Raw genomic sequence first — 24,543 nt, forward strand, 5'->3', positions numbered from 1 at the left:
AGCTTCTAGAAGGTCTTGCGCAGATCGATCCCGAGATAACGCCCGTTTGGATCGATCAGCAAAGGCTGATAGCGTAGCGGAGTATCACCATTCTGATCGACTACCCGACGCTGCGCGTCGAATACATTGTTCGCCACTACAGTTACGACGAGCCCCTTGCGCCAACCACTTTCGGCCTTGGTAAGTGTACCCAGATTCGCGAAAACCCGCAGATCGAAAGTCGCAATGTCATCGAAGAACAGCGGGCTGGTGCCGGTTACCACATTGCCGTTGACCCGCGCGCTGCCTGTGTATCGCGCGGAGGTACGGATACCCATCCCATCGCGGAAGAAACCGGTCTCTAACCGCGTTGTGTGCCGTGGCTGACCAAAGTCTCCCTCAGTGTCTCCATCAAGCAGGTCGAGTAGTGGACCGCCTTCTGCGATCAGGACTTCGTTTTCCAGTTCATATGTGTGCGTGAGGCTAGCGAAATAGCGCCCGCGCCCGTCGCGCCCAAAACCGCCTGATATCGGGTTGGGTATTGGTCGCTGACTAGATCTGTCTCCGTCCGACGGCCCACCGCGCATTTGCTCAGGGTCCATGCTGCAAAGTCGTTCTCGCCACTGGCTTAGCTGATCGCGATCTATCGTGCCATCATCTGCCGCAAAGCGCGCCAGCATACGTTGAGCGCGTGAGAGGTCGAGATCGGGAAACTGTTCGGACAAATCATCTCCCCGCTCGATCGCCTCTGCGATCTGCTCGAGAAAGGCCATTCCATCCTCAGCGCACAATCTCTTGCGGAAAGCCATAAATCGCTCGCGCTGCTCCGGGGTGGGCGGGCCACCCCGCGCCGCGCCCGGCGGTGGACCTCCCGGCCTTCCGCCCCCTGCTTCTGGTCGCGATCCGCGCCCCTCACCACGACCGGACGGCGCAGCCGCCCCCCACGAGCCTCGGGTGAACAAGCCAAAGACCAGCCTTTCGCTTCGTGTACTGTCAAAGGTCACCGGGCGACGATCAATCGACAACAATGTGCCACCCGCATCGCGCACGATGCGGTCCGGAAAAGCTGCCTCGATTTCTGCCGTCAATGCTGGGAAGCCGCGGGTTACATCGCTCGAGCGGTTGCGAATATACTCGCCAAAAAAGGTGGTGTTATCCCAAAACGGGATCTGCCAATTCGCGCTGAAGCGCCAGTCACGCTGAGTCTCTGCAAGGAGATCGGGGTTTCCGCCGGTTGTAACACTCGCCAACACCGTTTCACCGTTGACCAGGTCAAATACCGGGACATTGAATGTAGTGAAGTTTGCTGCGCCCAGACTATTTAGCCCTGGTGCAGCCTCGCGCCAGATATAGGTCGCTTGCAGGTTGAGGCGGCTTGTCGGGGCCCAGTTGAGACCTGCTGTCCAATCCATCAACGCGCCAAAATCGGAGAGATCTTCAAAGCCGACACTGCCATTGAGGGTAAAACTGCCTAGCGCATCCAAGAAACCTTCACGCTTGCTGGTTAGCGGCACCACAATATTGAAACCACCTTCAAGCTGTCGCCGCGACAAGTCCGTGTCAGTGGTGGTGCGGGTGTCCTCGCTACGTATGTTTTGCCAGTTGAGACCAAGGTCGAAAGTGGTGGACACTTCACCACCCGGCAAAAGTAGCGGACTTCCGTTCAAGGTAACTTTGTTCGCGGAGGTAATGGTCTGACTGCGCGAGATGTCGAACCCTGCGTCTGCTTGACGAGGGATCACACCAAAGATGTCAAGCGAGCCATCCGCGGCCGCCTCGATCAGCGACTGAGTATCAGCCCTGCGATCAATCTCATTCTCGCTTTCGATCAGACTAGCATCTGCGGTCGCAGTCATCTGATAACTGCCAATTCTTCGCGAATAACTGGCCGCGGCTGATATCGTATCTCGACCACTGCGAGTCTCCAGCGGATTGTCCTCGCCAAAAGTGCGCACGACGCTGGAGCCATCCGGCGTAGTCAATGTGACGCTATCAAGGCCCGAAAAGCTCGTCGCGTCAAAGCGATTATACGTCAGATTCAAACCAACCGACGCGCCGGAGTTCAAGAACGCCTTCGCCCAATTGACCGAGCCCTCAATCTCGCGACTATCGCTCAAAAGGCTGCGAAATTTCGCGGGATCAGGATCCCCTTCCACGCCCGAGACCGAACCCTGAGTCTGTATGATGCCGCGTTCCGCTTCCGTCAGCTGGGTTCGGTCATTTGCTTCAAGGCTGAAATTTATCCGTGCCCCATCGTTGATGGTCAGCAAAGTGAATTCCTGCTCGTTGCGCCAGTATCCTCCGCGATCCGGTGCTTCGAATTCCAGCTCCACTTCGCGGCTCGAGAAATTGTCCTTCAGGATGATGTTGACCACGCGGCGATCAGGCGGAAATCCGAAACGCTGGGCAACCTCCTCGGGCATAACCTCAACCTTGGCGACCGATTCCGGCGGGTAACTGCGCAATTCACGGAAACTGCCGATTCTGATCCCATTGACAAGGAAGACAGGCCGGCCTCCACCCCGTCCTTGTGAAGAACCAGTTTGGGGGCCGATCGCCTCAATCAATTCCTCGATCGAATTGGCCCCCAGCGAGGCGATATCTTCCTCGTTAAGTTCAAGTAGTGGGGGTTGTTCGACATCAAGCTGCCCACGCAAACGTTCACCCTGAACAACGATGGCGTCACTCGGGACTGTAGCTGCTTGGATTTCAGCTGGAATCTGGGCAGCGTCGCTTGCCTCCTGCGCATGCACGACAGAGGCAAATCCCATGCTTAGGGACGAAGTAGCTAGGAATAGAAACTTGGGGGGCATAGCGGAAGCGTCTCTCTTAATCGGCCTAGGCTGACAAGCCGCTGAAATGTATCATTTTGCATCAATCGTTACGAAGCGTGGCGCAATAGGGATGCACCGAGTTTTGGACCAAGAACGCACGAGGCTTCCCTTTTGCTCCCCGCAAGGCTAAAGCGCGCGAAATTTTGTGAAACACAACGACGCTAAGGAATTACATGGCCAAAGAAGAACTCCTCGAAATGCGCGGCAAGGTGGTCGAACTGCTGCCCAATGCGATGTTCCGGGTCGAGCTTGAAAACGGTCACGAAGTTCTCGGCCATACGGCTGGCAAGATGCGTAAAAACCGTATCCGCGTGCTGGTGGGTGACGAGGTGCTCTGCGAATTGACACCGTACGATCTCACCAAGGCACGGATTACCTACCGCTTCATGCCGGGTCGCGGTGGCCCCGGCCAGGGCCCAGGTCCAGCCTAAGCGCGCTGCTCAGACATGAGCACGCCCTCTCTCATATTAGCATCAGCTAGCCCGCGACGCCGCGAGTTGATTGCGCGCCTTGGCGTGACACCTGATGCCGTCGCTCCCGCCGATATTGATGAGACCCCACATAAAGGGGAACTTCCGCATGACTACGCGCAGCGAATGGCGCGAGAGAAAGCCTCGGCGCTAAGCGCTGATGGGCATGTCTTGGCAGGCGACACTGTAGTTGCAGCCGGTAGAAGGATACTGCCTAAGGCGGAGGATGAAGCGACAGCGCGGCAATGCCTTGCCCTTCTTTCTGGCCGCAGACACCGTGTTCTCTCTGCGATCGCACTCAAGTCACCCGATGGCACCTTGCGCGAGAGACTCAGCGAAACCATTGTTCGTTTCAAGCGACTGAGCGAAGACGAGGTGAACTCATATCTAGCCAGCGGCGAATGGGAAGACAAAGCAGGGGGCTATGCCATTCAAGGCGCAGCTGAAGGCCTGATCGCGTGGATTCAAGGCAGCCATTCGGGTGTCGTCGGACTGCCGCTCTTCGAAACGCGCGCTCTGCTCAAATCTGCGGGGTTCGAAATTGCCTGAGTGGGTGGTCGAACACGGCATAGGTGAGCATCGAGCCATGCTGATTGACGGGGAACGAGTTCTTGGTGCGAAACTGCATTGGCCCGGATCGCTCAATCCCGGACGCGTAATTGACGCCAAACTGACATCCAAGCATGCCGGATCGAACCGCGGCGTTGCGCGAACGGACGCTGGCACTGAAGTGCTTCTCGACAATCTGCCTCAAGACGTGAACGAAGGGGCAAAAATCCATGTAAAGATCAAGCGGGCGCCAATTGCGGAACGCGGCAGACTGAAACTTGCGTTGGGCAGATACCAAGACACCCATGCCGTCGAAGAGGCGCGTTCGCGCGGTGCGAAGCCGGGAGACATTGAGGGGTTCAGCTATCCCATGATGGGTGTTGAACAGATGAGGCAGCTTCCGGCTGGCCAGTTTCTTGACGACCGCTGGGAAGATATCTGGCACGCCGCATCATCAGGTGAAGTGGCATTCGATGGCGGCTCACTTCTGTTCAGCGTGACTCCAGCGATGACCCTGATCGATGTCGATGGAGAAGGCTCGCCGCGCGAATTGGCTCTCGCAGCAGTGTCTGCCATTGCGCGCTGGTTGCCTCTCTTCGATCTTGGCGGGAATATCGGGATCGATTTTCCCTCAGTCGAAGCAAAATCAGATCGCAAGGCAGTCGATATCGCTCTGGCTAAAGCGCTCGACCATTGGCCGCACGAACGCACCGCAATGAACGGATTTGGATTTGTACAGATCGTCGCGCGGCTTGAGGGGCCTTCACTGCTTCATCGCTTTGCCACCTCACGCGTTGGCATATGCACGCGAATGGCATTGCGATTGGGAGAGCTCGCCACGGGTACCGGCAACGTGCTGCTGCTAACGGTCCGCCCCGCACTCAAAGCAAAGCTGAAACCGGAATGGATCGAGGAACTCTCGCGGCGCAGTGGTCGACAAGTCGAGATTGCGGTCAACCCTGCCCTTGCACTCGAAGCCCCACAAGCCCAGATCATTACACGATGAGTAAAACCTCTAGGCCCTGCCCCATCTGTAAGAAGCCGCGGCACGAGGATTTCGCGCCTTTTTGCTCAAGCCACTGCAAGGATCGCGATTTGGCCAGGTGGTTTGGTGATGGCTATGCTGTGCCCGGTCGTCCTGCCACCCCAGAGGAAATCGCAAGTGAAATTATCCGCGAGGAGCGTGACTGAACCCCTCCTCTGGTAAATTCCGGCATTTCCCCCTTGCCAAGATCGCGCACCTTCGCCATAGGCGCGCTCTCACTCGCTCGCTGGCGCGATAAAGCGCTCTCGCGATTGCGATGCCTCGGTAGCTCAGTTGGTAGAGCATACGACTGAAAATCGTAGTGTCGGTGGTTCGATCCCGCCCCGAGGCACCATTTTCCAGATAGCGCCAGATTTTCTTCAATCAGGCTTGATAGTGACCAGCAAGGCCGATTTGGGGTAAGAGCCGACTATCCTAGGTCACGTATCGAGCGGAATTGGGTCTTGGGTGACCCCGGTTCGCTACGAATACAGCTTAACCGAGGCGGGGCTGACCCTGATCCCGGCTCTCAAGGCGTTCACGCTCTAGGGACAGAAACATATCGGTTCGACAGAAACCATAATCGCAGTCGAAGATGGCGTGCAACGCATGACCCGACCCGTTGCAGTTGATCCGGCGCTACTTCTCGACAATTGAGTCTGCCTGTTTCTCTTACACTGATTGCCAATTTCGCGCGTTGCGCCTATGTGAAAACGAACGCCCGGCCACCGCGTTGCGCACTCGCGCTGATTGCCGGGGCGCGTGTATTTTTGCAGCAGAGTGAGCCCGCACATGTCGCGTCGTCGCCAGATTTACGAAGGCAAGGCAAAGATCCTTTACGAAGGTCCTGAGCCTGGCACGATCATCCAGTACTTCAAGGATGATGCAACCGCATTCAACGCGGAAAAGAAAGGCACGATCAACGGTAAGGGCGTGATCAACAACCGCATCAGCGAGCATGTATTCACCCGCCTTGCGCATATCGGCATCCCAACACATTTCATTCGACGCCTGAACATGCGCGAACAACTTGTGCGACAGGCTGAGATCATCCCAATCGAAGTGGTGGTGCGCAATGTAGCAGCAGGCTCGATTTGCAAACGACTTGGGCTCGAGGAAGGCGATCCACTGCCGCACACTCTGATAGAATACTACTACAAGGATGATGCTTTGGGCGATCCGCTGATCGCTGAAGAGCATATCGCCTGCTTTAACTGGGCAGGCCCGGATGAGATGCAGGATATTGCCAGCATGGCTATCCGCATCAATGACTTCATGTGCGGTATGTTCGCCGCGATCGATATCCGGCTGATTGATTTCAAACTAGAGTTTGGTCGAATTTTTGAAGGTGATTTCAGTCGCGTCATTCTGGCAGACGAGATCAGCCCGGATGGCTGCCGCCTGTGGGATATGAAGACCAATGAAAAGCTTGATAAGGACCGGTTCCGCCGCGATCTGGGGGGCGAAAGCGAAGCTTATCAGGAAGTGGCCCGGCGTCTGGGCCTGCTTCAGAATGACGACAACGGTCCGGGCGAAGTGTTCGATATGTCGAGCCACCGGAGCCGATTGCGCGGCACCCCACCGCCTCCTAAGAAGTAAACCACCCACAACTATCGCATTCATCAACTTGTCAGCCTGCTTACGGCAGGTAAGCAGGTGCTATGCGATTGTTTGCCATGTTTGCGGCTGTGGCCGCCCTAACCTTCTCGCCAGCGACTTCGTTTGCCCAGGAGGTCCAGACAGACCCGCCTGCATGGGCGTTTGAGGAAAGCGATATACCTGTCGATCCTGCATTCCATTTTGGCGTGCTGGACAATGGTATGCGTTATGTCTTGCGATCAAACGGCACACCGGAAGGGACCGCATTGGTCCGGCTGCACATTGGCGCGGGCTCTCTAGATGAGACCGATAGCGAACGCGGCCTAGCGCACTTTGTTGAACATATGGCATTTAATGGATCGACCAGCATTCCCGAGGGCGAAATGATCCCATTGTTGGAGCGCGAGGGTTTGGCATTCGGGGCCGACACGAATGCCAGCACAGGCTTTGAGCGAACGCTCTACATGCTCAACCTACCGCGCAACGATGAGGATTTGCTGGAAACTGCACTGATGCTGATGCGTGAAACAGCCAGCGAACTACTGATAGAACAAGAGGCGGTTGAGCGCGAGCGTGGCATCATTCTGGCGGAACGACGGGACCGCAACAATTTTGCCTACAAGGCAGCGATAGACGGGTTTGAATTTTCCGCACCTGATGCCCGCTTTGTTGAACGCGTCCCTATTGGCAGTCTGGAGGTTTTGGAGAATGCGAGCGCAGAGGACCTTCGCGGTTTCTACGAGCGCAATTATATTCCCAATAATGCAGTGCTGGTCATCGTCGGCGACTATCCGGTCGAGTTGCTGGAAGCGCGCGTGAAGCATTGGTTCGCTGATTGGGAGGCCAACGAAGAACCCGGCGATCCTGTCACCGGCCCGGTTGATATTACCCGCACGGACGAAATTGATATCTATGTTGATCTGGCTCTGAACGAAACCATCTCTGTGTCGCGCTATTCCCCATGGGTTGAGCGTAGGGACACAATGGAGAACCGTCGCCAGAACTTGCTTCGCCAAGTGGGTTTCGGGATCATCGGGCGGCGTTTGGCAACGCTGGCACGCGGCGAGAATGCACCCTTCCGCGCTGCTCGATTTGGCGTGGACGAACTGTTCGAAGATGCGCGCACAACGACCCTTACCGTGAACACCTCTGACGGCGAGTGGCGCAACGGATTGATCGCAGCAGGGATCGCAGTACGCACCGCGTTAGAATATGGATTCAGCGAGGCCGAGGTCGCAGAGCAAGTTGCGCGACTGCGCGCCAGCATTGAGAACGCTGCGGGTGCTGCGAACACACGAAGCAATAGCGCGCTTGTGTCTGCAGCACTGGGACTGGTTCAAAGCGACAATATCCCCTCTACGCCGCAAAGTTCGCTCGAACGTTTCGAATCCTTTGCCGACCAGATTACGCCCGGGGCCGCATTCGCTGCAGTAAAGGACGAGATTGCCGAACTCACCCAACCCCTGATCCGCTTTCAAGGGCGCGCCGAACCCGATGGTGGAGCAGAAGCGCTAAAAGCGGCTTGGACAGAGGTTGAAACTGCAGAAATTGAAGCGCCAGAATTCACCGAAGCTGCCGAGTTCGCCTATCAGGACTTTGGTGATGCGGGTGAAATTATATCGGATACAATTGAAGAGCGCTTGGGCATCCGGAAAATCCGTTTTGCCAATGGTGTCATGCTCAATCTGAAGCAAACAGATATCAGCGAAGATCGGGTGAGCTATCGTCTGCGTCTGGACGGGGGGAGTTTGCTCAACACCGAAGATGATCCGCTCAAGACGGCTTTAGCGAGTTCCTTGCCTGCCGGCGGTTTGGGCGCGCATTCACAAGACGAATTGGTCAGCATTCTGGCCGGGCGCAGCGTTCGCTTCAGCTTCGGCTCTGGAAGCGAAGGATTCCAGATGAGTGGGACAACGACGCCACGCGATCTTGAACTACAATTGCAGTTGCTTGCAGCCAGCCTCACGGATCCCGGTTATCGCAAGGAAGGAGAGGAGCAGTACCGACGGGGTGTGGCTCAGTTCTTTGCCAGCATGGATGCCACACCGGGGCAGGCTCTCGGCAACAAGATTGGTGAAATATTATCAGATCGCGACCCGCGTTTTACGATCCAGCCCGAGGATGCATATGCCGCGCTCACGTATGAGAAACTGCAAGCTGATATCGGAGACAGGCTGGCCAACGGTGCGATCGAGCTTGCGATCGTAGGCGATTTTGACCCGGACAACGCGATAAGTGCAGTCGCCAAGACATTGGGCGCTTTGCCGAACCGTGAGACCGACTTCATGTCGCGCGAAAACGCACGCTACCGTCCATTTACTGCAGATCGAAGCTTGAGGGTGATTACTCACTCGGGTGAACTCGACCAAGCACTGATCCGCGTTGTCTGGCCAACGACCGATGACAGCGATCACGCCGAAGCAACGAGGCTTAGCCTGCTCGCTCGCGTGCTTCAGATCCGACTTCAAGAGGTTCTGCGCGAACAGCTTGGCCAGGCCTATTCGCCAAGTGCGCGAAGCAGCACTTCGCGTACATGGCGCAACTACGGAATTCTTAGCGTAAATGTCGCCGTCGATTACACCCAACTTGATCCTGCGCGAGACGCGATAATGGAAATGGTCGATGAACTTCGCGATGGCGTGGATCAGGATCTCATTGATCGCGCGCGGCAGCCCCTGCTCGAACGCTACGAAAACCTGCTCAAGAATTTGGGAGGCTGGATGAGCCTGGTCGATAATGCGCAAAGTGAAGCTGAACGACTCGACCGTTATTTCGATGCGCCTGAGTTGCTTGAAGGTATTACAGCAGAGGACATTGAAGCTGCGGCAAAGCAATATCTCGACACAGAATCCGCCGTCATAATGCAGGTGATCCCGGAGAGTTTTGCAACGGAGACCCAAGGCCGGGAGTAATCGCCTTACATGGTGGGCAACCGCTCCAAGGGCAATTGCAACACGAGAGGATCACGGTATAGGGCGTCGAGAGCGGCGCGACTGCGTTTTTGCGCCAGATACACTGCGAGGAGCTGTTCATGAAAGTCCGTATTCTGGTTCGCCTGAAGCCCGGTGTTCTCGACCCTCAGGGCCGCGCCGTGCACCACGCGTTAGAAGGACTGGGCTTTGACGATGTCGAGGACGTTCGAATCGGACGGGTTGTTGAAATGGACGTCGCAGACGACACCAGTGACGATACCATTGACGATATGTGCCAAAAGTTGCTCGCGAATATGGTGATCGAGGATTACACGGTCGAAAAATTCGAAAAGGCGGAGCCAGCCTGATGGCTTTTCGCGCCGCAGTTATCACATTTCCTGGATCAAATTGCGACCGCGACATGGCCGTTGCGATAGAGAAGGTTGTCGGTGCGGCTCCATTGCGGGTCTGGCACGGGGACGACCTCCTGCCTGATAAGCTAGACTTCATCGCACTACCCGGCGGGTTCTCATATGGCGATTATCTTCGCTCAGGCGCAATGGCTGCGCGCAGTCCGATAATGCGGGCGGTGGTGAAGGCTGCTGAGGCCGGCGTGCCTGTGCTCGGTGTATGCAACGGTTTTCAGGTCCTGACTGAAAGCGGCCTGCTGCCCGGTGCATTGATGCGCAATGCCAGCCAGAACTTTATTTGCCGGACAGTCTCGTTGACGGTTGAGAACAACCAGTCACTTTTCACCAGCGCCTATGAAGCAGGTCAAACTGTTCGGATCCCTGTCGCTCACCATGACGGCAATTTCTTTGCTGATGATGCTACGCTTGACCGGATCGAGGGTGAAGGCCGGGTGGCATTCCGCTATGCTGAACCTTGCAACGGCTCACGCCGCGACATTGCAGGTATCCTGAATGCGCAGGGAAATGTCCTGGGCATGATGCCGCATCCAGAAAGGGCGATCGAAGACGTGCTAGGCAGCAGCGATGGTCTGCAGTTATTCGAAAGCGTGGTTGGAAGTCTGGTCAGTGACTAGATAATAGACATCGTTAAGCGCTCAGGACAGACGCTTCTTCATCTCGGTTAACTGCACGATCTTTTCTGCATCGGCTGCCGACATGGGGCGTCCGAAATAATACCCCTGAATCTTGTCACAGCCCAGTTCACGTATGAGCTTGGCTTCTTCGCTTGTTTCAACGCCCTCTGCCGTTGTTGTCATTTCCAGGCTTTGCGCCATTGCTACAACCGCGCGGATAATCGCGAGGCTTTCAGCGCTCTCCTGCGCCGCACCCTTCACAAAGGTACGGTCAATCTTGATCGTGGAGAAGCGCAGTTTGCGAATGTAGCCGAGCGAGGAATAGCCCGTCCCGAAGTCGTCCAGCGCGACACTGCAGCCCAGCGCCATCACCTGTTCAAGCGCGCTTCGAGCTACGCTGGCATCGCGTACAAAAATGCTTTCAGTCACTTCGATCTCAAGCCGTTGGGGACGCAGTCCGGTTTCGGACAGAATGCGCACGACTTCGTCTGTGAATCCAGGGTCCAACAACTGTTCAGGTGAAACGTTGACGTTAATCTTGATATAATCGGGCCACTTACACGCTTCCAGACAAGCCTGCCGCAGCACCCAGCTTCCAATCGGAATGATCAAGCGAGTGTCTTCAGCGATAGGAATGAATTTTGCCGGGCTGACAAATCCATGCTCTTCACTTTGCCAGCGCAACAGCGCTTCAAAGCTGACCGCATGCTCCCGGTTTGCGTCAACGACCGGCTGAAAGGCGAGCTGAAATTCATCCTTGTCGAGCGCCTTGCGAAGCGACAGCTCAAGCTGTCGGCGTTCTTCGGCAACAACGTGCAGATTAGGTTCGTAAGGGTAGTGGTCATTGCCACCCTCATCCTTTGCCCGGTAGAGTGCCAGATCGGCATTTCGCATCAACTCTTCGACCGAACGTCCATCGCGCGGACCAATCGCCGATCCGACGCTGGCTCCGACGTACAGAGTATGATTATCGACAATGTAGGGTTCGGACAGGCTCTCAATGATTACCCTCGCAACCTTCTCGATGATGCGGTGATCTGTCGCGTCGCGAATGACAACGGCAAACTCGTCTCCGCCCAGACGTCCGCAGAGTTGCCCATCAACCATGAGCCCCTGAAGCCGGGCCGACACTTGTGCCAATAAGCGGTCCCCTACCAAATGCCCGAGAGAATCGTTGATCGACTTGAAACGATCAAGATCGATCATAAGGAACGCGCAGCGTGTTCTCCATTCGTCGGCATACTGCAAAGCTTCGCCCAGCGCTTCAGTAAGCTGTAATCGATTGGGTAGAGAGGTGAGCGTGTCATAGCGTGCAAGGTAAGCGATCTTGTCAGAGGATTCACGCTGAGCTGTCACATCAGAACCCACTCCGCGAAACCCGATAAAACGGCCATTCTCGGTCAAAATCGGGGTCCCTGATAGCTCCCACCAGCGGCGCTGGCCTCGGATTGAGACCTCCACCAACAAATTCGAAAAGCTTTGCTGGTTCTTTAGCTTGTTGGCGAGTTCATGCAACGTAGGTGGCAAGCGACCACTCTCCCATCCTTGCCCCGCGATCATTTCCAGCAAAGGTCGCCCTTCAGCTTCTGCCTGACTGCGACCAAGCGCGTAGGCAAGCCGAGGAGAAGCGCTACGAACACGACGCGTTGGATCAACTTCCCACAACCAGTCGGCTTCGTTTTCCTCGAATTCTCGCAGCAAGAGCGATACGACCTGATCCTTCTCGGTAGCAGCTTCCTCAGCTAGCCTCGCCGCCAGAAACATTCGCCCAGCTTCCACAGAACCAATCATCGAAATGGCAAGAAAAGTGAACGCTGCAGCCGCCATTGAGTACAGATCGTGGAATATCAGGCTAATCAGTCCTGCCGCACCGACAATGCTCGCGAAAACCAGAATGCCGAGAGGCGCCGCGGTATAAAAAAGCGTTGAGCCCGTTATCAGTACCGCAACGATCGTCCAGACTACCGCCATCTCCACGCCACCAGCTTGCGGAGCGAAGAATAGAAGAGCAATCGCCCACAGAACACCGGATAGCGCGGGCGTAACCAACTGTTGACGAAACTCTTCCTTTGTTACCCTACGCCTATGGGTGTCTGCCAGACTATTGTCGAACTTCATTCCGCGCAAATGGACGAACCCCAAGGCCGCTGCCCAAGGAACGAGCCACCATACAGCAACATGTTCTCGCAATATCGCCGCAGTCAATACGGCGAGAATGAGATGCATGATCATGCGGTATTTTGTGACCTGCGCCATCGTCGAATACTGCATGCCGCGCAGGTGAGCCCATTGCTCGCCAGCCGCGTCATCAAGACCCAGCACAGCGGCAGTCGACAAGCCCATTGGTTCGTCGGCAAAGGCGGATTCGTGTTCACTCACACACCCGCGATTAACCGCGAAAGGTTATGTCGCCGTAAACATTACTGAATTAGTGATTCTTGCAGGCAACTGCTGGCAGGCCGATGAACCAACTCACTCGACAGTCACCGATTTCGCAAGATTCCGGGGTTGATCGACGTCTGTCCCCTTCACGCAGGCAACGTGATAAGCGAGCAATTGAACCGGCACTGCATACACCATAGGCGCAATCAGCGGATGAACATTCGGCATTTCAATCGTTGCAAGACAACCCTCGCCAGCCGCTTCAAGACCTTCAGCATCCGATATAAGAACAATCTTTCCGCCGCGCGCGCGCACCTCTTCCATGTTCGAAACGGTCTTCTCGAACAAGGGACCTGAAGGCGCAATCACGATGACGGGCACGTCCTCATCAATCAATGCGATTGGCCCATGCTTCATTTCACCTGAAGCGTAACCTTCGGCATGTATATAGCTGATTTCTTTCAGTTTTAATGCGCCCTCCAGGGCTAACGGATAGTCCTGCCCGCGGCCCAGGTACAGCACGTCACGCGCTGGTGCGATCAGATGGGCCATGGCTGCAATGTCGGCGTCATGATCGAGCGCAGCATTCAGCGAAGCCGGCACTTCGAGCAGATGCTGAACTACTCGCGTTTCTTCCTCACGATCCATTCGACCTTTCACTACCGCCATACGCGCCGCAAGCGCAGCAAGTACAGCCAATTGGCAGGTAAATGCCTTCGTGGAGGCGACGCCAATTTCCGGCCCGGCATGGGTGGGGAGAAGCAGATCGGCCTCGCGCGCCATGGTACTGGTCGGCACATTTACGACAACGCCGATGGTCTGGCCCGCCTGCTTGCAATGGCGCAATGCCGCTAGGGTGTCCGCCGTCTCGCCGCTTTGGGAAATGAACAGCGCCAGTCCGCCCTCTTCCAGCACCGGATCGCGATAGCGAAACTCGCTGGCTACATCCACGTCGACAGGAAGCTTGGCAAAATGCTCGAACCAGTACTTGGCTACCAGCCCAGCATAAAAGGAAGTGCCGCAGGCAACGATGGTTAGTCGCTTGATTGCGGAAAGATCGAAATCAAACTGTGGTAAGGCCACTGAATTGTCTGACCTGCGCAAATAGGAAGAGAGCGTCTGTGCAACCGCAGTTGGTTGCTCGAAAATCTCTTTCTGCATGAAATGGTGGAAGTTACCCTTCTCCACCGCTGCCGCGGACGCACCGGAATGGCGAATCTCGCGTTCGACGGGTTTATTCTCTGCATCGAAGATTTTGGCACCGTCATGCGAAACGACCGCCCAGTCGCCTTCCTCCAAATAGGATATTTGCTGTGTCAGGTGTGCAAGCGCCAGCGCATCGGAGCCAAGATACATCTCGCCATCGCCATAGCCAACAACAAGCGGCGATCCCAGTCGAGCGCCGATCAATATGTCTGGATATCGGCGAAATGTGATTGCAAGCGAGAATGCTCCTCTGAGCTTTGGTAAAACTTCAGCTACAGCTTGCTGGGGTGAGAGCCCATTTTCTATCCGTACCGATATCAGATGGGCGACTACCTCAGTATCCGTTTCGCTGTTGTACGTGCGGTTTTCGCCTTTCAGTTCATCACGCAAAGGCTTGTAGTTTTCGATGATCCCATTGTGCACCAAGGCCAACTCATCAGTCATATGCGGGTGTGCGTTACTCGTAGTTGGTGCACCATGCGTTGCCCAGCGTGTATGCGCGATCCCGACAGTCCCCGTGGCCGGTTCAGCGCCAAGGACCTCGATGAGGTTCGCGAGCTTGCCTGAAGCACGGCGGCGAACTAATTCTCCATCGTCGACCGTACATAGGCCCGCGCTGTCATAGCCGCGATACTCCATCCGCCTGAGGCCATCTACCAGCCTTTCAGCAACTGGCTGTGATCCAACAATTCCAATAATTCCGCACATTGTGTCATTTCCCAAGAATTAATGCGATCGCGGGTCGACTATAGCTGCCCTGCTGAACACCGGATTGCCTGCAAAGCTATTCAGCGCCGGATCAAACGTTCTACTCTTTCTGTGCACCGTCACGCCAAAGGTAAAGACCCGCGCCGATAATAATGGCCGCACCGGCCATAGTAATCGCATCAGGCACGTCTCCAAAGAACCACCATCCGAGCAACGTTGCGACCAACATTTGGATATATGAAGCTGGCGCAATCTGCGATGCACCGGCGCGCGTCGTGCCAAGATAAACGAGCCAATGTGCTGTCGATGCGGTTAGCGCTACAAAAGCGCAGCGGAAAATTACATCCGCTGAGGGCCAAGACAGACGCAATCCATCGATCTGGGCAACTTCGCCACCGACGCTTGCAAGGATCAGTATGGGTACCGCGATCAGTGCCATGTAAGCCTGCATCGCCAACGCGCTGCCCGAGCCCGTGGATGCACGGTTGGCGATGATCATCAACGAAAAGAACACCGCGGATACCAAAGGCAGCACCGCGTGCCAACCGAGCTCCGCAAGATTTGGTCTAAGGATCAGTGCCACGCCAACGAGTGCAAAGAGGCATGCTATCCACACTGCCTGCCGAACCTTTTCGCCAAGCAGAGGTCCGCTTAACAAAGCTGTCAGCACTGGAGACAAAAATGTAATGGCCATCGTCTCCGCCAATGGCATCACGAATATCGCAGAGAAGAAAGATAAAGAGGCGCCCGCGAGGCAGACCCCCCGTGCAACTTGGAGCCAAGGCTTCGTTGGCCTGAAGCCCGCGGCTCCCTCATTGTAAGCAAGCATGGCGGAAAGTGCGATGGCGCCAATCGAAAACCGTAAAGCCGCCACAGCTGTAACAGGCCAGAGACCGGCCATGCTTTTCAGGACGGCGTCCCCTATTGAAAGAGTGGCAAAGCCTGCCACCGCCAGCAAAATTCCGGAACGTGTATCTTGCAAGTGGTGCCAATCAGTTTGTTCGGTCAGATTAGTGGTGGTTGATAGCCAAAGTTAATGCCCAAGCAAGGCGATTTCGCCTTAGTTAAGCCCAACGGAGGCCACGATACCCCAAGGCGCAATTTTAGGAAAATAATAAGGTTTCCCAATTATTCACCATTCTTCGAGAGACCCTCTTCGCCTTGAGCGAGGATGGCTGTTGTAAATGATTTAGCCGCTTTGGGGGCCATGGAATGAGTGCATTCGGCAAGAAGACCGGACCTGGGGGTATGAAGCCTGGGGCACGTCCGTCTTTTGGCGTCGCGCGTCCGATGAAGTCGGGCGAGAAAGCAGACGTAGAGAAATCCGAAGAAAGCGGTGGGGAGCAGTTTCCACCATTGCCCAATGGCGGCGGTTCCGAGCCTGCACCTGCTGCGCCAACTTCTGCCAAATCCTCTGGCAGGTCCAACGATGATGCAATGGCACGCCTCTCTGAGCGCATGAATGCCACACATGCCACCGATTCCGAGGTCGGCGGATTTGAAGCGAGCATCCACAAGATCAAAGAGCAGGTGCTTCCACGCTTGCTTGAACGCGTCGACCCCGAAGCTGCCGCTACTCTCACAAAGGATGAGCTGTCGGAGGAATTCCGTCCCATCATCATGGAAGTGCTGGCTGAACTGAAAGTGACACTGAACCGCCGCGAGCAATTTGCTCTCGAGAAGGTTCTGATTGACGAACTGCTGGGCTTTGGCCCGCTTGAAGAACTGCTCAATGACCCAGACGTGTCCGATATCATGGTCAATGGTCCGCAGCAGACCTATATTGAGAAGTCAGGCAAGTTGCAGCTCGCGCCGATCCAGTTCCGCGATGAACAGCATCTGTTCCAGATTGCGCAACGCATTGTGAACCAGGTTGGCCGCCGCGTTGACCAGACGACCCCGCTGGCCGACGCCCGTTTGAAAGACGGTTCACGTGTGAACGTCATCGTTCCGCCGCTGTCGCTGCGCGGTACTGCGATCTCCATTCGTAAGTTCTCCGAAAAGCCGATCACGCTCGATATGCTCAAGGACTTTGGTTCGATGAGTGAGAAGATGTGTACCGCGCTGAAAATCGCGGGCGCTTGCCGGATGAACATCGTTATTTCTGGCGGTACGGGTTCGGGTAAGACGACCATGCTCAACGCATTGTCGAAGATGATCGACCCGGGCGAGCGTGTTCTGACCATCGAGGACGCCGCGGAACTTCGCTTGCAGCAGCCGCACTGGTTGCCGCTGGAAACGCGCCCGCCAAACCTCGAAGGGCAAGGTGCAATCACCATCGGTGACCTTGTGAAGAACGCCCTGCGTATGCGTCCTGACCGCATCATTCTGGGTGAGATTCGTGGCGCGGAATGTTTCGACCTTCTCGCCGCTATGAACACCGGCCACGATGGTTCGATGTGTACGCTTCACGCCAACAGCCCGCGCGAATGCCTTGGCCGTATGGAAAACATGATCCTGATGGGCGACATCAAGATTCCGAAGGAAGCCATCTCCCGACAGATTGCAGAATCGGTCGATCTGATCGTCCAGGTTAAGCGTCTGCGCGACGGTTCGCGCCGCACCACCAACATCACGGAAGTGATCGGGATGGAAGGCGATGTCATCGTGACGCAGGAGCTGTTCAAGTTCGAGTATCTGGACGAGAGCGAAGACGGCAAGATCCTTGGTGAATTCCGCTCAAGCGGATTGCGCCCCTATACGCTCGAAAAAGCGCGTCAATACGGCTTTGATCAGGCCTATTTGGAAGCCTGTCTCTAACCATCGCAGCTATTGCGAGAATAGAGCAGTTGGAAGCGAAAGCGCGAGTAGTCCGCCGCCGATAATTGCGCAGGCCAGAAACACCAGTGTCCACGGCACCCAGCCGACACTGTCAAGTTGCCCTACCCGCTCGCGCCGCGAGCGTAAGCGATCCATGACCAAAGCGAGAATTGCGATCGTCACGAAGAGGCCGCCCAAAAAGGCAACCTGATCTGCTTCGCTCGCAAATGTGAAGGCGCTCGCAATCATCGAAAGCAAATGGTGCGCGAAACAGTCTGACGCAATCCCCCAAGAGGTTGCACGCTGCAACATTCTGCGTAGAGAACAGCTTGTGACTGCTGATGCACCCATCCAACGCCCGCTTTTCGCGCTCTTTGTCAGACTGGCTGCAGCAGCAACACTTTCAGTGATGGTCGCATTGGTCAAACTTGCCAGCGAAAGCGGTCTATCCTTGCCGGAAATCCTTTTCTGGCGCCAATTGCCAACGATTCCACTTGTCATTCTGATCTTCTGGGCCACGGGACGACTTGGCCGCCTGCGATCGAAGCGACTAAACCAGCACGGCCTCCGCGCCTTACTGGGAATTGGCGGCATGTTCCTAAACTTTGGTGCCGTAACCCTTTTGCCACTTGCAGAGGCGACCAGCTTGAACTTCACATCTGCAATTTGGGCAGTCATTTTGTCGGCATTGATCCTGCATGAGAGGGTGGGCCTTTGGCGCTGGGGCGCGGTGATCTTGGGGTTTGTCGGGGTTCTGGTCATTGGACAGCCGGGCGATGGACACATTCCACTTTTCGGGGCAGGCGTAGCACTGGGGGCCGCCTTTATGATCGCGCTGATTTCGATTGCGATCCGCGATCTTACCAAGACAGAAGACTCGCTAACGATCGTGTTTTACTTCGCGCTGTTCACTACACCGCTGCTGGCAATTGCTCTGCCCTTTGTATGGCAGGCCAAGTCCGCCGAACAATGGTTCTATTTGATCGCGCTCGGCCTCAGCGGGCTGTTAGGACAATATCTGCTTACCAGCGCCCTTAGGTACGGCAGTGTATCAAGCGTCATTGTGATGGATTATTCTGCTCTGATCTGGGCGACTTTGTTGGGTTGGTCGCTGTTCGATCGACTTCCGCCCGCAACAACTTGGCTGGGGGCGCCGCTGATCATCGGCGCGGGCCTCCTGATTGCCTGGCGCGAGCACCAGTTATCGCGTCCTGCACGCAGTCTGGCTGCTCCCCCATAGTAATTCCTTGCCAAATGCGTCAGTCTGTCGGCAAATACCAAAAGAGATGCCAACGAAAGGAAACAGGCATGATCCGTAAGACAATCATTGCAGCAGCTTTAGCCGCCATGACTTTGGCCGCCAGCGCCTGCAACACTGTCCGCGGCGTGGGCGATGACTTGAAGTCAGTCGCCGATGCGGTCGACGAAGAGACCTAAGTCTCACCGCTTCTGCGATAGACTAGCGTCAGATTGTTAGCCGGCATTTCATGGCGCGCTTTTCGCGCGAAACCGTAATCTGTGCCTAACGCATCGATATCGGCAACGTTTCGTAGACCCCAAGATGGATTGCGCGCCTTGAGACTGGTATCAAAAGCCAGATTTGACGGCGCAGTTTCGACGTCGTCTTCCAAATAGGGGCCATAGAGGATCAGCGGCGCGTCTTTCGAAAGAAGCATTGCCGCCCCTGCAAACAGCCCCTCGCACGCTTGCCAAGGCGCGATATGGATCATGTTTGCGCAAAAAATCGCATCGGCACGATCCAGTGCCCAGTCACTATCCTCTCCATTCAGTTCAATCGGTGGCAAGAGATTTGGACGTCCGTGATCAGCGCGCCACGCCTCAATCGAAGCGAGAGCAGCAGGATCAGGATCGCTGGGTTGCCATGTCAGGCTTGGGAATCTCTCCGCGAAGTAGAGCGTGTGCTCGCCGCTCCCGCTAGCGACCTCAAGGACAAGGCGAGCTTCCGGAAGCTCTAAAGCCAACACGTCCGCGATCGCCTCACGATTGCGCAAAGTAGCGGGCGCATAGCGTTTCTTGTCTTCAGTGGTCGACGCGTACAATGGCTAGCTAACCTGGCGTTCCTGTCCGGCCCAATAAGGCTCGCGCAGCTGCCGTCGCAGGATCTTACCAGAAGGATTGCGCGGCATCTCAGGGATCACGTCGACACTCTTGGGTGCCTTGAATGCGGCGACACGTTCGCGTGCATAGGCGATGATGTCGCCCTCTTCGACTGACTGGCCAGGCTTGCAAACGACGCAGGCTTTCACTTCCTCACCCCAGCGTTCGCTGGGCACCCCGATCACAGCCACTTCCGCGACCGCCGGATGGCCGAAAATCGCATTCTCTACTTCTGCCGGATAAACGTTCTCGCCGCCTGAGATGATCATGTCCTTGATGCGGTCCTGAATGTAGATGTAGCCATCTTCATCCATGATCGCCGCGTCACCGGTGTGCAGCCAGCCATCTTCATCGATCGTGTCGCGCGTTGCGTCGGGTAGCTGCCAATAGCCCGCAGTGTTCGATGGTGACTTGACGCAGACTTCGCCGATCTCGCCGAGCGGCACTTCCTTGTTGTCCGGCCCGCGAACCTCGATCTTAGCGCCCGGAACAGCTTTGCCAGCGGAACGCATGCGCTCGTTTCCTTCAAGCACATGATCTTCAGGCGGAAGGATAGAGATAGTGCCGGCGGTTTCCGTCATGCCATAGGCTTGCAAGAACCCCGCATTGGGCATGGTCCGCACTGCTTCCTTGAGAAGTTCCAAAGGCATCGGGGCTGCGCCGTACATCAGATATCGAAGCGCGGAAAAATCGGTTTCCTTGGCTTGAGGATGTTGGACCACCATTTGCAGCGCCGCTGGCACGATAAACATATGCGTTGCGCCATTCTCGATCGCTTCCAGTACACCGACGGGCGTGAACTCGGCTTGCACCAGGCAGCGGATGCCGTTGACAATGGCAATGTTGATCAGTCCCGTACCGCCAATGTGCGAACAGGGCATGGCGACCAGCATACACTCGCGCGGTTCGAAGAAGTTCCATGCCAGACCAGCTGCATTACCCGGATTGCGCAAGTCCATCAGGTTCGCGTTTGAAAGCATCACGCCCTTCGGGTTGCCGGTAGTCCCCGATGTATAAAGCTGCAGAATCGCCTCATGCTTATCGACCCGCTCATGCTGGCCGGGCTGTGTCTCCGAGATGGCCTTGCGTGCCTGATGTTCTCCGATCACGATCGGCTTGGCAGGCAGATCAGGCGCGATCTGGCTGGCCGTTTCCGTAAATTCTTCGCCGGTGAAGACGATCTTCGCGCCCGTATCTTTCAGGATATACGCGATCTCTGGCGGGGCGAGCCTCCAACCGATCGGCACCATAACCACGCCAACACGCGCCGCCGCCATGTAGAGTTGGCAGTGCAAATCGGAGTTCTTGCCCAGCCAAGCAACGCGATCACCCTTGCCAACTCCATGCGTCGCCCAAAGCGCAATAATACGCCGCGTATTCTCCTCCAGCTCGGCATAGGTCGTCGTACGGCCGTCTTGCTCGATAGCGACGTCATCGGGGCGCTCTTTCGCCCAGAATTGAAGAATATCGTCGAAATGAGTGAAGTCGTGATGTGCGTTCATGTCCTCTCCGCCTGGTCTGAATGCCAGTTTATGTCCCTCTCTTATACGCAGAAATCGGCCGAAGCGTTCCTGATTAATCTGCTCAGCTAAACCGTCCTTGCGCGCGCGCTCTGCCCTCCCGAACAATGAGCCAGACGAACAAGCCTAGCGGCCCCGCCATAAAGGTCGCGAGCAGAATCGGCGCCTGCAAGATGCGGGAGAAATTCTTGGAATCCGCATCACGCGCAATCCACAATCCGACAAACAGATCGAACGCCAGATAATGCACCCAACCAAGCGTAAGTCCGCCCTTGGATGAGAATAGCGTCTGAACGCCTTCAATTGAGCTGAAATTGCCGCCAGTCATGTCGCCAACCGGGTCCACAAACCCGCCAACAAGCCCGATAAGAATTCCTGCATAGAGCAAGCTCAACAGCCCAACCGACAGGAACAGGATCGCGCTGAGCAACGCGGGCCAACGCGGCAGCAGGATAAGCGCAACCCACGATATGAGCGCAAACATATTTGCTGCGCCGAAAATTGCGTCCCAGCTCATTCCTTCTCTCCCTTTCGATCTCGCCGCCACCATGCGGCAAGCAAGCTGCCAATGACAACGTGGTAGACCGCCGACACCGCGCTCGGCACAGGCGCAAGTGCAGCCTGCATCGGCAAAGTAAACTGTGCGGCAAAACTGGGGCTGGATGCAAGCGTTGACCCCAAGCCACTGTTTTGCATGCCCACCTCAATAGCACAGGTGCGCTGTTCCGCTTCGCCCAGCTTGAGCAGCCCGCTGAGTACATAGCCCAGAGCAAATCCAGTCGCGTGCAGCGCCAATAGCGCGAGCAAAAGAACCCCTGCATGCTCGATGATCAGCGGCTTTGACTGTGCGATAATGCCGCCAACAATCAATACTACGCCAACAACCGATGCGAGCGGCGATGCGGCCGCAATCCGGGCTGTGGCGGTTGGGAGAAGGCGGTTAAGCAACACGCCCGCGACCACTGGCAGCAAAACGACAGTTATCAATCCGCGAAACAGCGCCCAGCGGTCAATCTCCACGAATACGCCTGCCAGCCAACCCGTCAGAAGCGGTGTCAGCACGACTGCGATGAGTGTCGAGGCAAGCGTCATTGTGACAGACAGCGCCAGATTGGCCCGCGCGAGATAGGCAACGACGTTCGATGCCGTACCGCCGGGGCAACAGGAAACAAGGATCAAACCCACGGCAAGGCCTGTCTCAAGTCCAAACAAAGTCGCAAAGCCGATCCCGGCGAGCGGCATTACAGTGAATTGCAGCGTCACACCTGTGGCAACAGCGCGCGGAAGCTTAAGCACACGGCCAAAATCTTGAGGCGAAAGAGTGAGCCCCATGCCCAGCATGATAATGCCAAGAAGCACGCTGACAAGCGATTGTCCAAAGGGACGAAACGTTCCGTCAACCACCCACAGGAAATGATCCGGAATAAACCACGCCCATGCAGTTCCAAGCACAGTCCAGACCGCAAATAGATTGGTTGCCCACCGGATCATGTTTTCAGCCCCCTCCTCCAAAGAACTCCGATGTTCGTCAGCGCCCGGTCATCGATGTGACTAGCTGCCCTGCTTTGTCCATTCGCGCGCGCATCGGACGATCTGATCGTGCGTGTGCGTGAAACGACCCGCAGCCTTTCGTGACGAGAACCCCAGAGCTGCTTGCGCAACTATGCGCGCCTCAATCGAGCGATAGTCGCGCAGTTTGCCTCCCAGAAATGGATCGATGAATGGTGCGATGATCTGTCCAATGCCTTCTGCTAGCCGCGGGTCACCCTCACGCGGGCCACGCAACAATCCAGGTTGAAGAATATCAAGCCGTTTGAAACCGATCTTGGACAAACTCTCCTCTGTTTCGCCTTTCACCCGGAGGTAGAAATTCTTTGACCTCGCATCGGCGTTGACGGAGCTGATGGCAACCATCTGGCGGATACCAGCTTTACTGGCAGCTTTTGCTGTATCGGTGACAAGATGCTGATCCACGGCGCGAAATGCCTCTTCATCGCCGCCGACCTTCTTGATGGTCGTTCCCAGCGCGGAAATCAGCGCGGTAGGCTGCAATGCTTCGAAGACTTCGCCCCATTTCTCCGGCTGCGCGACAAACAGCTCCATGCGCGCCCCCTTGGGCAATTTCATTTCACGCCGAGAAATCGCTGCCAAGCGAATGTCTTCGCGCCCGATGCATGCTTCGATCACACGGCGACCCACTAGACCCGTGGCGCCGACGAGCACTATCCGCTGGGGCTCAGACATTGGTCAATCCGTTCGGTCTTTCCCCATAGATCGCGGCGCAACGCTCAATCGCAAATCGATCGCTCATTCCCGCGATGAAATCTGCGATCATCCGCGCTCGCTTAGGGTTTTCAGCGGGAAGATTCGCTTGCCATTCTGCCGGCATGAGGCTGGCATCGTTGGCATAGGCCTCGAACAGCTTTGCCACCACGTCGTGCGCTCGTCTGGCGGCCGTCACTTGATCTGAATGGTAGTAAAGCTTGGCGTACATGAATTCTTTGAGGCCGCGTTCTTGTTCGGCGAATTCTGGCGAGAAGCCGCTTAATTGCCGCCCTGCCGCGCGCACCTCTTCGACCGAAGCTATGCCTTCTATTTGCGACTTGGTGTGTGTGATGACATCGTTGACCATTAGCCCGATCTGATCGCGTACAAGCTCGCGCTGCAACCGATCGCGAGGGGCGTTCGGGTAACGCCGTTCGACGGCGCGCCATTGGTCCTTCAACAGATCAAGTTCGAGCAGATCCTCCAGCGCCAGGAAACCCGCCCGCAAGCCGTCATCAATGTCGTGATTGTCGTAGGCAATGTCGTCGGCTACCGCAGCGACCTGAGCCTCCAACGAAGGCCATTGCGTTAGCTCGAGCGGAAAGGCGGCATCCAGCTCTGCCAATGCCCAATTCGGGGCATCAATCGGTCCGTTGTGCTTGGCCAGCCCCTCAAGCAAATCCCATGTCAGATTGAGCCCGTCGTGCCCCGGATACGGGCTTTCAATCCGCATGATCGTGTGCAGTGACTGTGCGTTGTGGTCAAATCCGCCGTGGCTCTCCATGGCTTCGCACAAGGCGTCTTCGCCCGCATGTCCAAACGGCGGGTGCCCCAAATCATGCGCTAAACACAGCGCTTCGGTAAGGTCTTCATCGAGCCCGAGAGATCGCGCGATCACCCGCCCGATCTGAGCAACCTCAAGACTATGCGTCAGTCGCGTTCGGTAGTGGTCCCCCTCTGGCGAGATGAAGACCTGTGTCTTGGAACGCAGCCGCCGGAAACTCATCGAATGTATAATCCGGTCCCGGTCGCGTTGAAACTCGCTGCGCGGTCCGCGCGCGCCGGCGCGCTCTTGCGGAAACTCGCGACCCCGGCTGGTTTCAGGATTGGCTGCGTATGGCGCTCTCATTGGGGCCAAGCGAGTAAGTCAACCGAGCAGCCACGACAACGGG

Annotated in this window: 22 protein-coding genes and 1 tRNA gene; 12 read left to right on the forward strand and 11 right to left on the reverse strand. The window is 56.3% G+C overall.

From position 1 onward, the window contains the following. Positions 1-5: 5 nt before the first annotated feature. A complete protein-coding gene (locus A6F69_RS10440) occupies positions 6-2,750 on the reverse strand; it encodes a TonB-dependent receptor (protein ID WP_083984771.1) in 2,745 nt (914 codons plus the stop codon). 236 nt (positions 2,751-2,986) lie between these two features. Here A6F69_RS10440 and infA point away from each other — a divergent pair, with 236 nt between their 5' ends. The 9 genes from infA to purQ all read left to right on the forward strand — a co-directional run bounded on the left by infA (position 2,987) and on the right by purQ (position 10,412). Then, complete coding sequence (infA, locus tag A6F69_RS10445) at positions 2,987-3,244, forward strand: translation initiation factor IF-1 (RefSeq protein ID WP_067600927.1); 258 nt, start codon at positions 2,987-2,989, stop codon at positions 3,242-3,244. Between the two features lie 15 nt (positions 3,245-3,259). Further along, entirely contained in the window at positions 3,260-3,832 is a 573-nt protein-coding gene (locus A6F69_RS10450; RefSeq protein ID WP_067600930.1) for a Maf family protein, read from the forward strand. Next, positions 3,825-4,838: a ribonuclease E/G gene (locus tag A6F69_RS10455; RefSeq protein ID WP_067600933.1), complete on the forward strand. Its 1,014-nt coding sequence runs from the start codon at positions 3,825-3,827 to the stop codon at positions 4,836-4,838. Before A6F69_RS10450 ends, A6F69_RS10455 begins: the two co-directional genes overlap by 8 nt. Then, positions 4,835-5,023, forward strand: a complete 189-nt coding sequence (locus tag A6F69_RS12990) for a DNA gyrase inhibitor YacG (protein ID WP_083984772.1) — start codon at positions 4,835-4,837, stop codon at positions 5,021-5,023. Before A6F69_RS10455 ends, A6F69_RS12990 begins: the two co-directional genes overlap by 4 nt. A 112-nt stretch (positions 5,024-5,135) precedes the next feature. Beyond that, positions 5,136-5,211, forward strand: a tRNA-Phe gene (locus A6F69_RS10460). 437 nt (positions 5,212-5,648) lie between these two features. After that, positions 5,649-6,455: a phosphoribosylaminoimidazolesuccinocarboxamide synthase gene (gene purC, locus A6F69_RS10465; protein WP_067600936.1), complete on the forward strand. Its 807-nt coding sequence runs from the start codon at positions 5,649-5,651 to the stop codon at positions 6,453-6,455. Positions 6,456-6,517: 62 nt separating this feature from the next. After that, positions 6,518-9,367 (forward strand): M16 family metallopeptidase, encoded by a 2,850-nt coding sequence (locus A6F69_RS10470; RefSeq protein WP_067600939.1) that lies wholly within the window; start codon positions 6,518-6,520, stop codon positions 9,365-9,367. 119 nt (positions 9,368-9,486) lie between these two features. Next, positions 9,487-9,735 carry a phosphoribosylformylglycinamidine synthase subunit PurS gene (purS, locus tag A6F69_RS10475; protein WP_067600942.1) on the forward strand — a complete coding sequence of 83 codons (249 nt, stop codon included), beginning with the start codon at positions 9,487-9,489 and terminating at the stop codon, positions 9,733-9,735. Continuing rightward, entirely contained in the window at positions 9,735-10,412 is a 678-nt protein-coding gene (gene purQ, locus A6F69_RS10480) for a phosphoribosylformylglycinamidine synthase subunit PurQ (RefSeq protein WP_067600946.1), read from the forward strand. The genes purS and purQ overlap by 1 nt, the downstream gene beginning before the upstream one ends. A 21-nt stretch (positions 10,413-10,433) precedes the next feature. Here purQ and A6F69_RS10485 read toward each other — a convergent pair whose 3' ends face one another. The 3 genes from A6F69_RS10485 to A6F69_RS10495 form a co-directional block, all read right to left on the reverse strand. Continuing rightward, a complete protein-coding gene (locus A6F69_RS10485) occupies positions 10,434-12,791 on the reverse strand; it encodes an EAL domain-containing protein (RefSeq protein ID WP_342669855.1) in 2,358 nt (785 codons plus the stop codon). 93 nt (positions 12,792-12,884) lie between these two features. Next, positions 12,885-14,708 carry a glutamine--fructose-6-phosphate transaminase (isomerizing) gene (gene glmS, locus A6F69_RS10490; RefSeq protein WP_067600949.1) on the reverse strand — a complete coding sequence of 608 codons (1,824 nt, stop codon included), beginning with the start codon at positions 14,706-14,708 and terminating at the stop codon, positions 12,885-12,887. A gap of 100 nt (positions 14,709-14,808) precedes the next feature. Continuing rightward, entirely contained in the window at positions 14,809-15,657 is an 849-nt protein-coding gene (locus tag A6F69_RS10495; protein ID WP_245638233.1) for a DMT family transporter, read from the reverse strand. Positions 15,658-15,920: 263 nt separating this feature from the next. On the opposite strand from A6F69_RS10495, the gene A6F69_RS10500 reads away from it, so the two are divergent. Further along, entirely contained in the window at positions 15,921-17,468 is a 1,548-nt protein-coding gene (locus A6F69_RS10500; RefSeq protein ID WP_083984774.1) for a TadA family conjugal transfer-associated ATPase, read from the forward strand. Positions 17,469-17,477: 9 nt separating this feature from the next. Here the strand turns inward: A6F69_RS10500 and A6F69_RS10505 are convergent, their stop codons facing one another. Beyond that, complete coding sequence (locus A6F69_RS10505; RefSeq protein WP_067600952.1) at positions 17,478-17,717, reverse strand: hypothetical protein; 240 nt, start codon at positions 17,715-17,717, stop codon at positions 17,478-17,480. A gap of 82 nt (positions 17,718-17,799) precedes the next feature. Between A6F69_RS10505 and A6F69_RS10510 the strand changes: the two genes are divergently transcribed. Both A6F69_RS10510 and A6F69_RS13260 read left to right on the forward strand, forming a co-directional pair. After that, the gene (locus A6F69_RS10510; protein ID WP_067602946.1) at positions 17,800-18,708 is read left to right on the forward strand and encodes a DMT family transporter; all 909 of its coding nucleotides are present in this window, start codon (positions 17,800-17,802) and stop codon (positions 18,706-18,708) included. 68 nt (positions 18,709-18,776) lie between these two features. After that, positions 18,777-18,905 carry a hypothetical protein gene (locus tag A6F69_RS13260; protein WP_281179634.1) on the forward strand — a complete coding sequence of 43 codons (129 nt, stop codon included), beginning with the start codon at positions 18,777-18,779 and terminating at the stop codon, positions 18,903-18,905. On the opposite strand, the gene A6F69_RS10520 is transcribed toward A6F69_RS13260, so the two are convergent. The 6 genes from A6F69_RS10520 to A6F69_RS10545 all read right to left on the reverse strand — a co-directional run bounded on the left by A6F69_RS10520 (position 18,902) and on the right by A6F69_RS10545 (position 24,500). Beyond that, positions 18,902-19,528: a DUF938 domain-containing protein gene (locus A6F69_RS10520; RefSeq protein WP_067600958.1), complete on the reverse strand. Its 627-nt coding sequence runs from the start codon at positions 19,526-19,528 to the stop codon at positions 18,902-18,904. The two genes, A6F69_RS13260 and A6F69_RS10520, sit on opposite strands and share 4 nt — an antisense overlap. Before the next feature lie 3 nt (positions 19,529-19,531). Next, the gene (locus tag A6F69_RS10525) at positions 19,532-21,088 is read right to left on the reverse strand and encodes a long-chain-fatty-acid--CoA ligase (RefSeq protein WP_067600961.1); all 1,557 of its coding nucleotides are present in this window, start codon (positions 21,086-21,088) and stop codon (positions 19,532-19,534) included. Positions 21,089-21,170: 82 nt separating this feature from the next. Then, the gene (locus A6F69_RS10530) at positions 21,171-21,623 is read right to left on the reverse strand and encodes an ABA4-like family protein (protein ID WP_067600964.1); all 453 of its coding nucleotides are present in this window, start codon (positions 21,621-21,623) and stop codon (positions 21,171-21,173) included. Further along, positions 21,620-22,597, reverse strand: a complete 978-nt coding sequence (locus A6F69_RS10535) for a bile acid:sodium symporter family protein (RefSeq protein WP_067600967.1) — start codon at positions 22,595-22,597, stop codon at positions 21,620-21,622. Before A6F69_RS10535 ends, A6F69_RS10530 begins: the two co-directional genes overlap by 4 nt. 60 nt (positions 22,598-22,657) lie before the next feature. After that, complete coding sequence (locus tag A6F69_RS10540) at positions 22,658-23,350, reverse strand: NAD(P)H-binding protein (RefSeq protein ID WP_067600970.1); 693 nt, start codon at positions 23,348-23,350, stop codon at positions 22,658-22,660. Further along, the gene (locus tag A6F69_RS10545) at positions 23,343-24,500 is read right to left on the reverse strand and encodes a deoxyguanosinetriphosphate triphosphohydrolase (protein ID WP_067600974.1); all 1,158 of its coding nucleotides are present in this window, start codon (positions 24,498-24,500) and stop codon (positions 23,343-23,345) included. The genes A6F69_RS10540 and A6F69_RS10545 overlap by 8 nt, the downstream gene beginning before the upstream one ends. Positions 24,501-24,543: the final 43 nt, after the last annotated feature.

The organism is Altererythrobacter ishigakiensis, assembly GCF_001663155.1.
Classification (GTDB): Bacteria; Pseudomonadota; Alphaproteobacteria; order Sphingomonadales; family Sphingomonadaceae; genus Erythrobacter; species Erythrobacter ishigakiensis.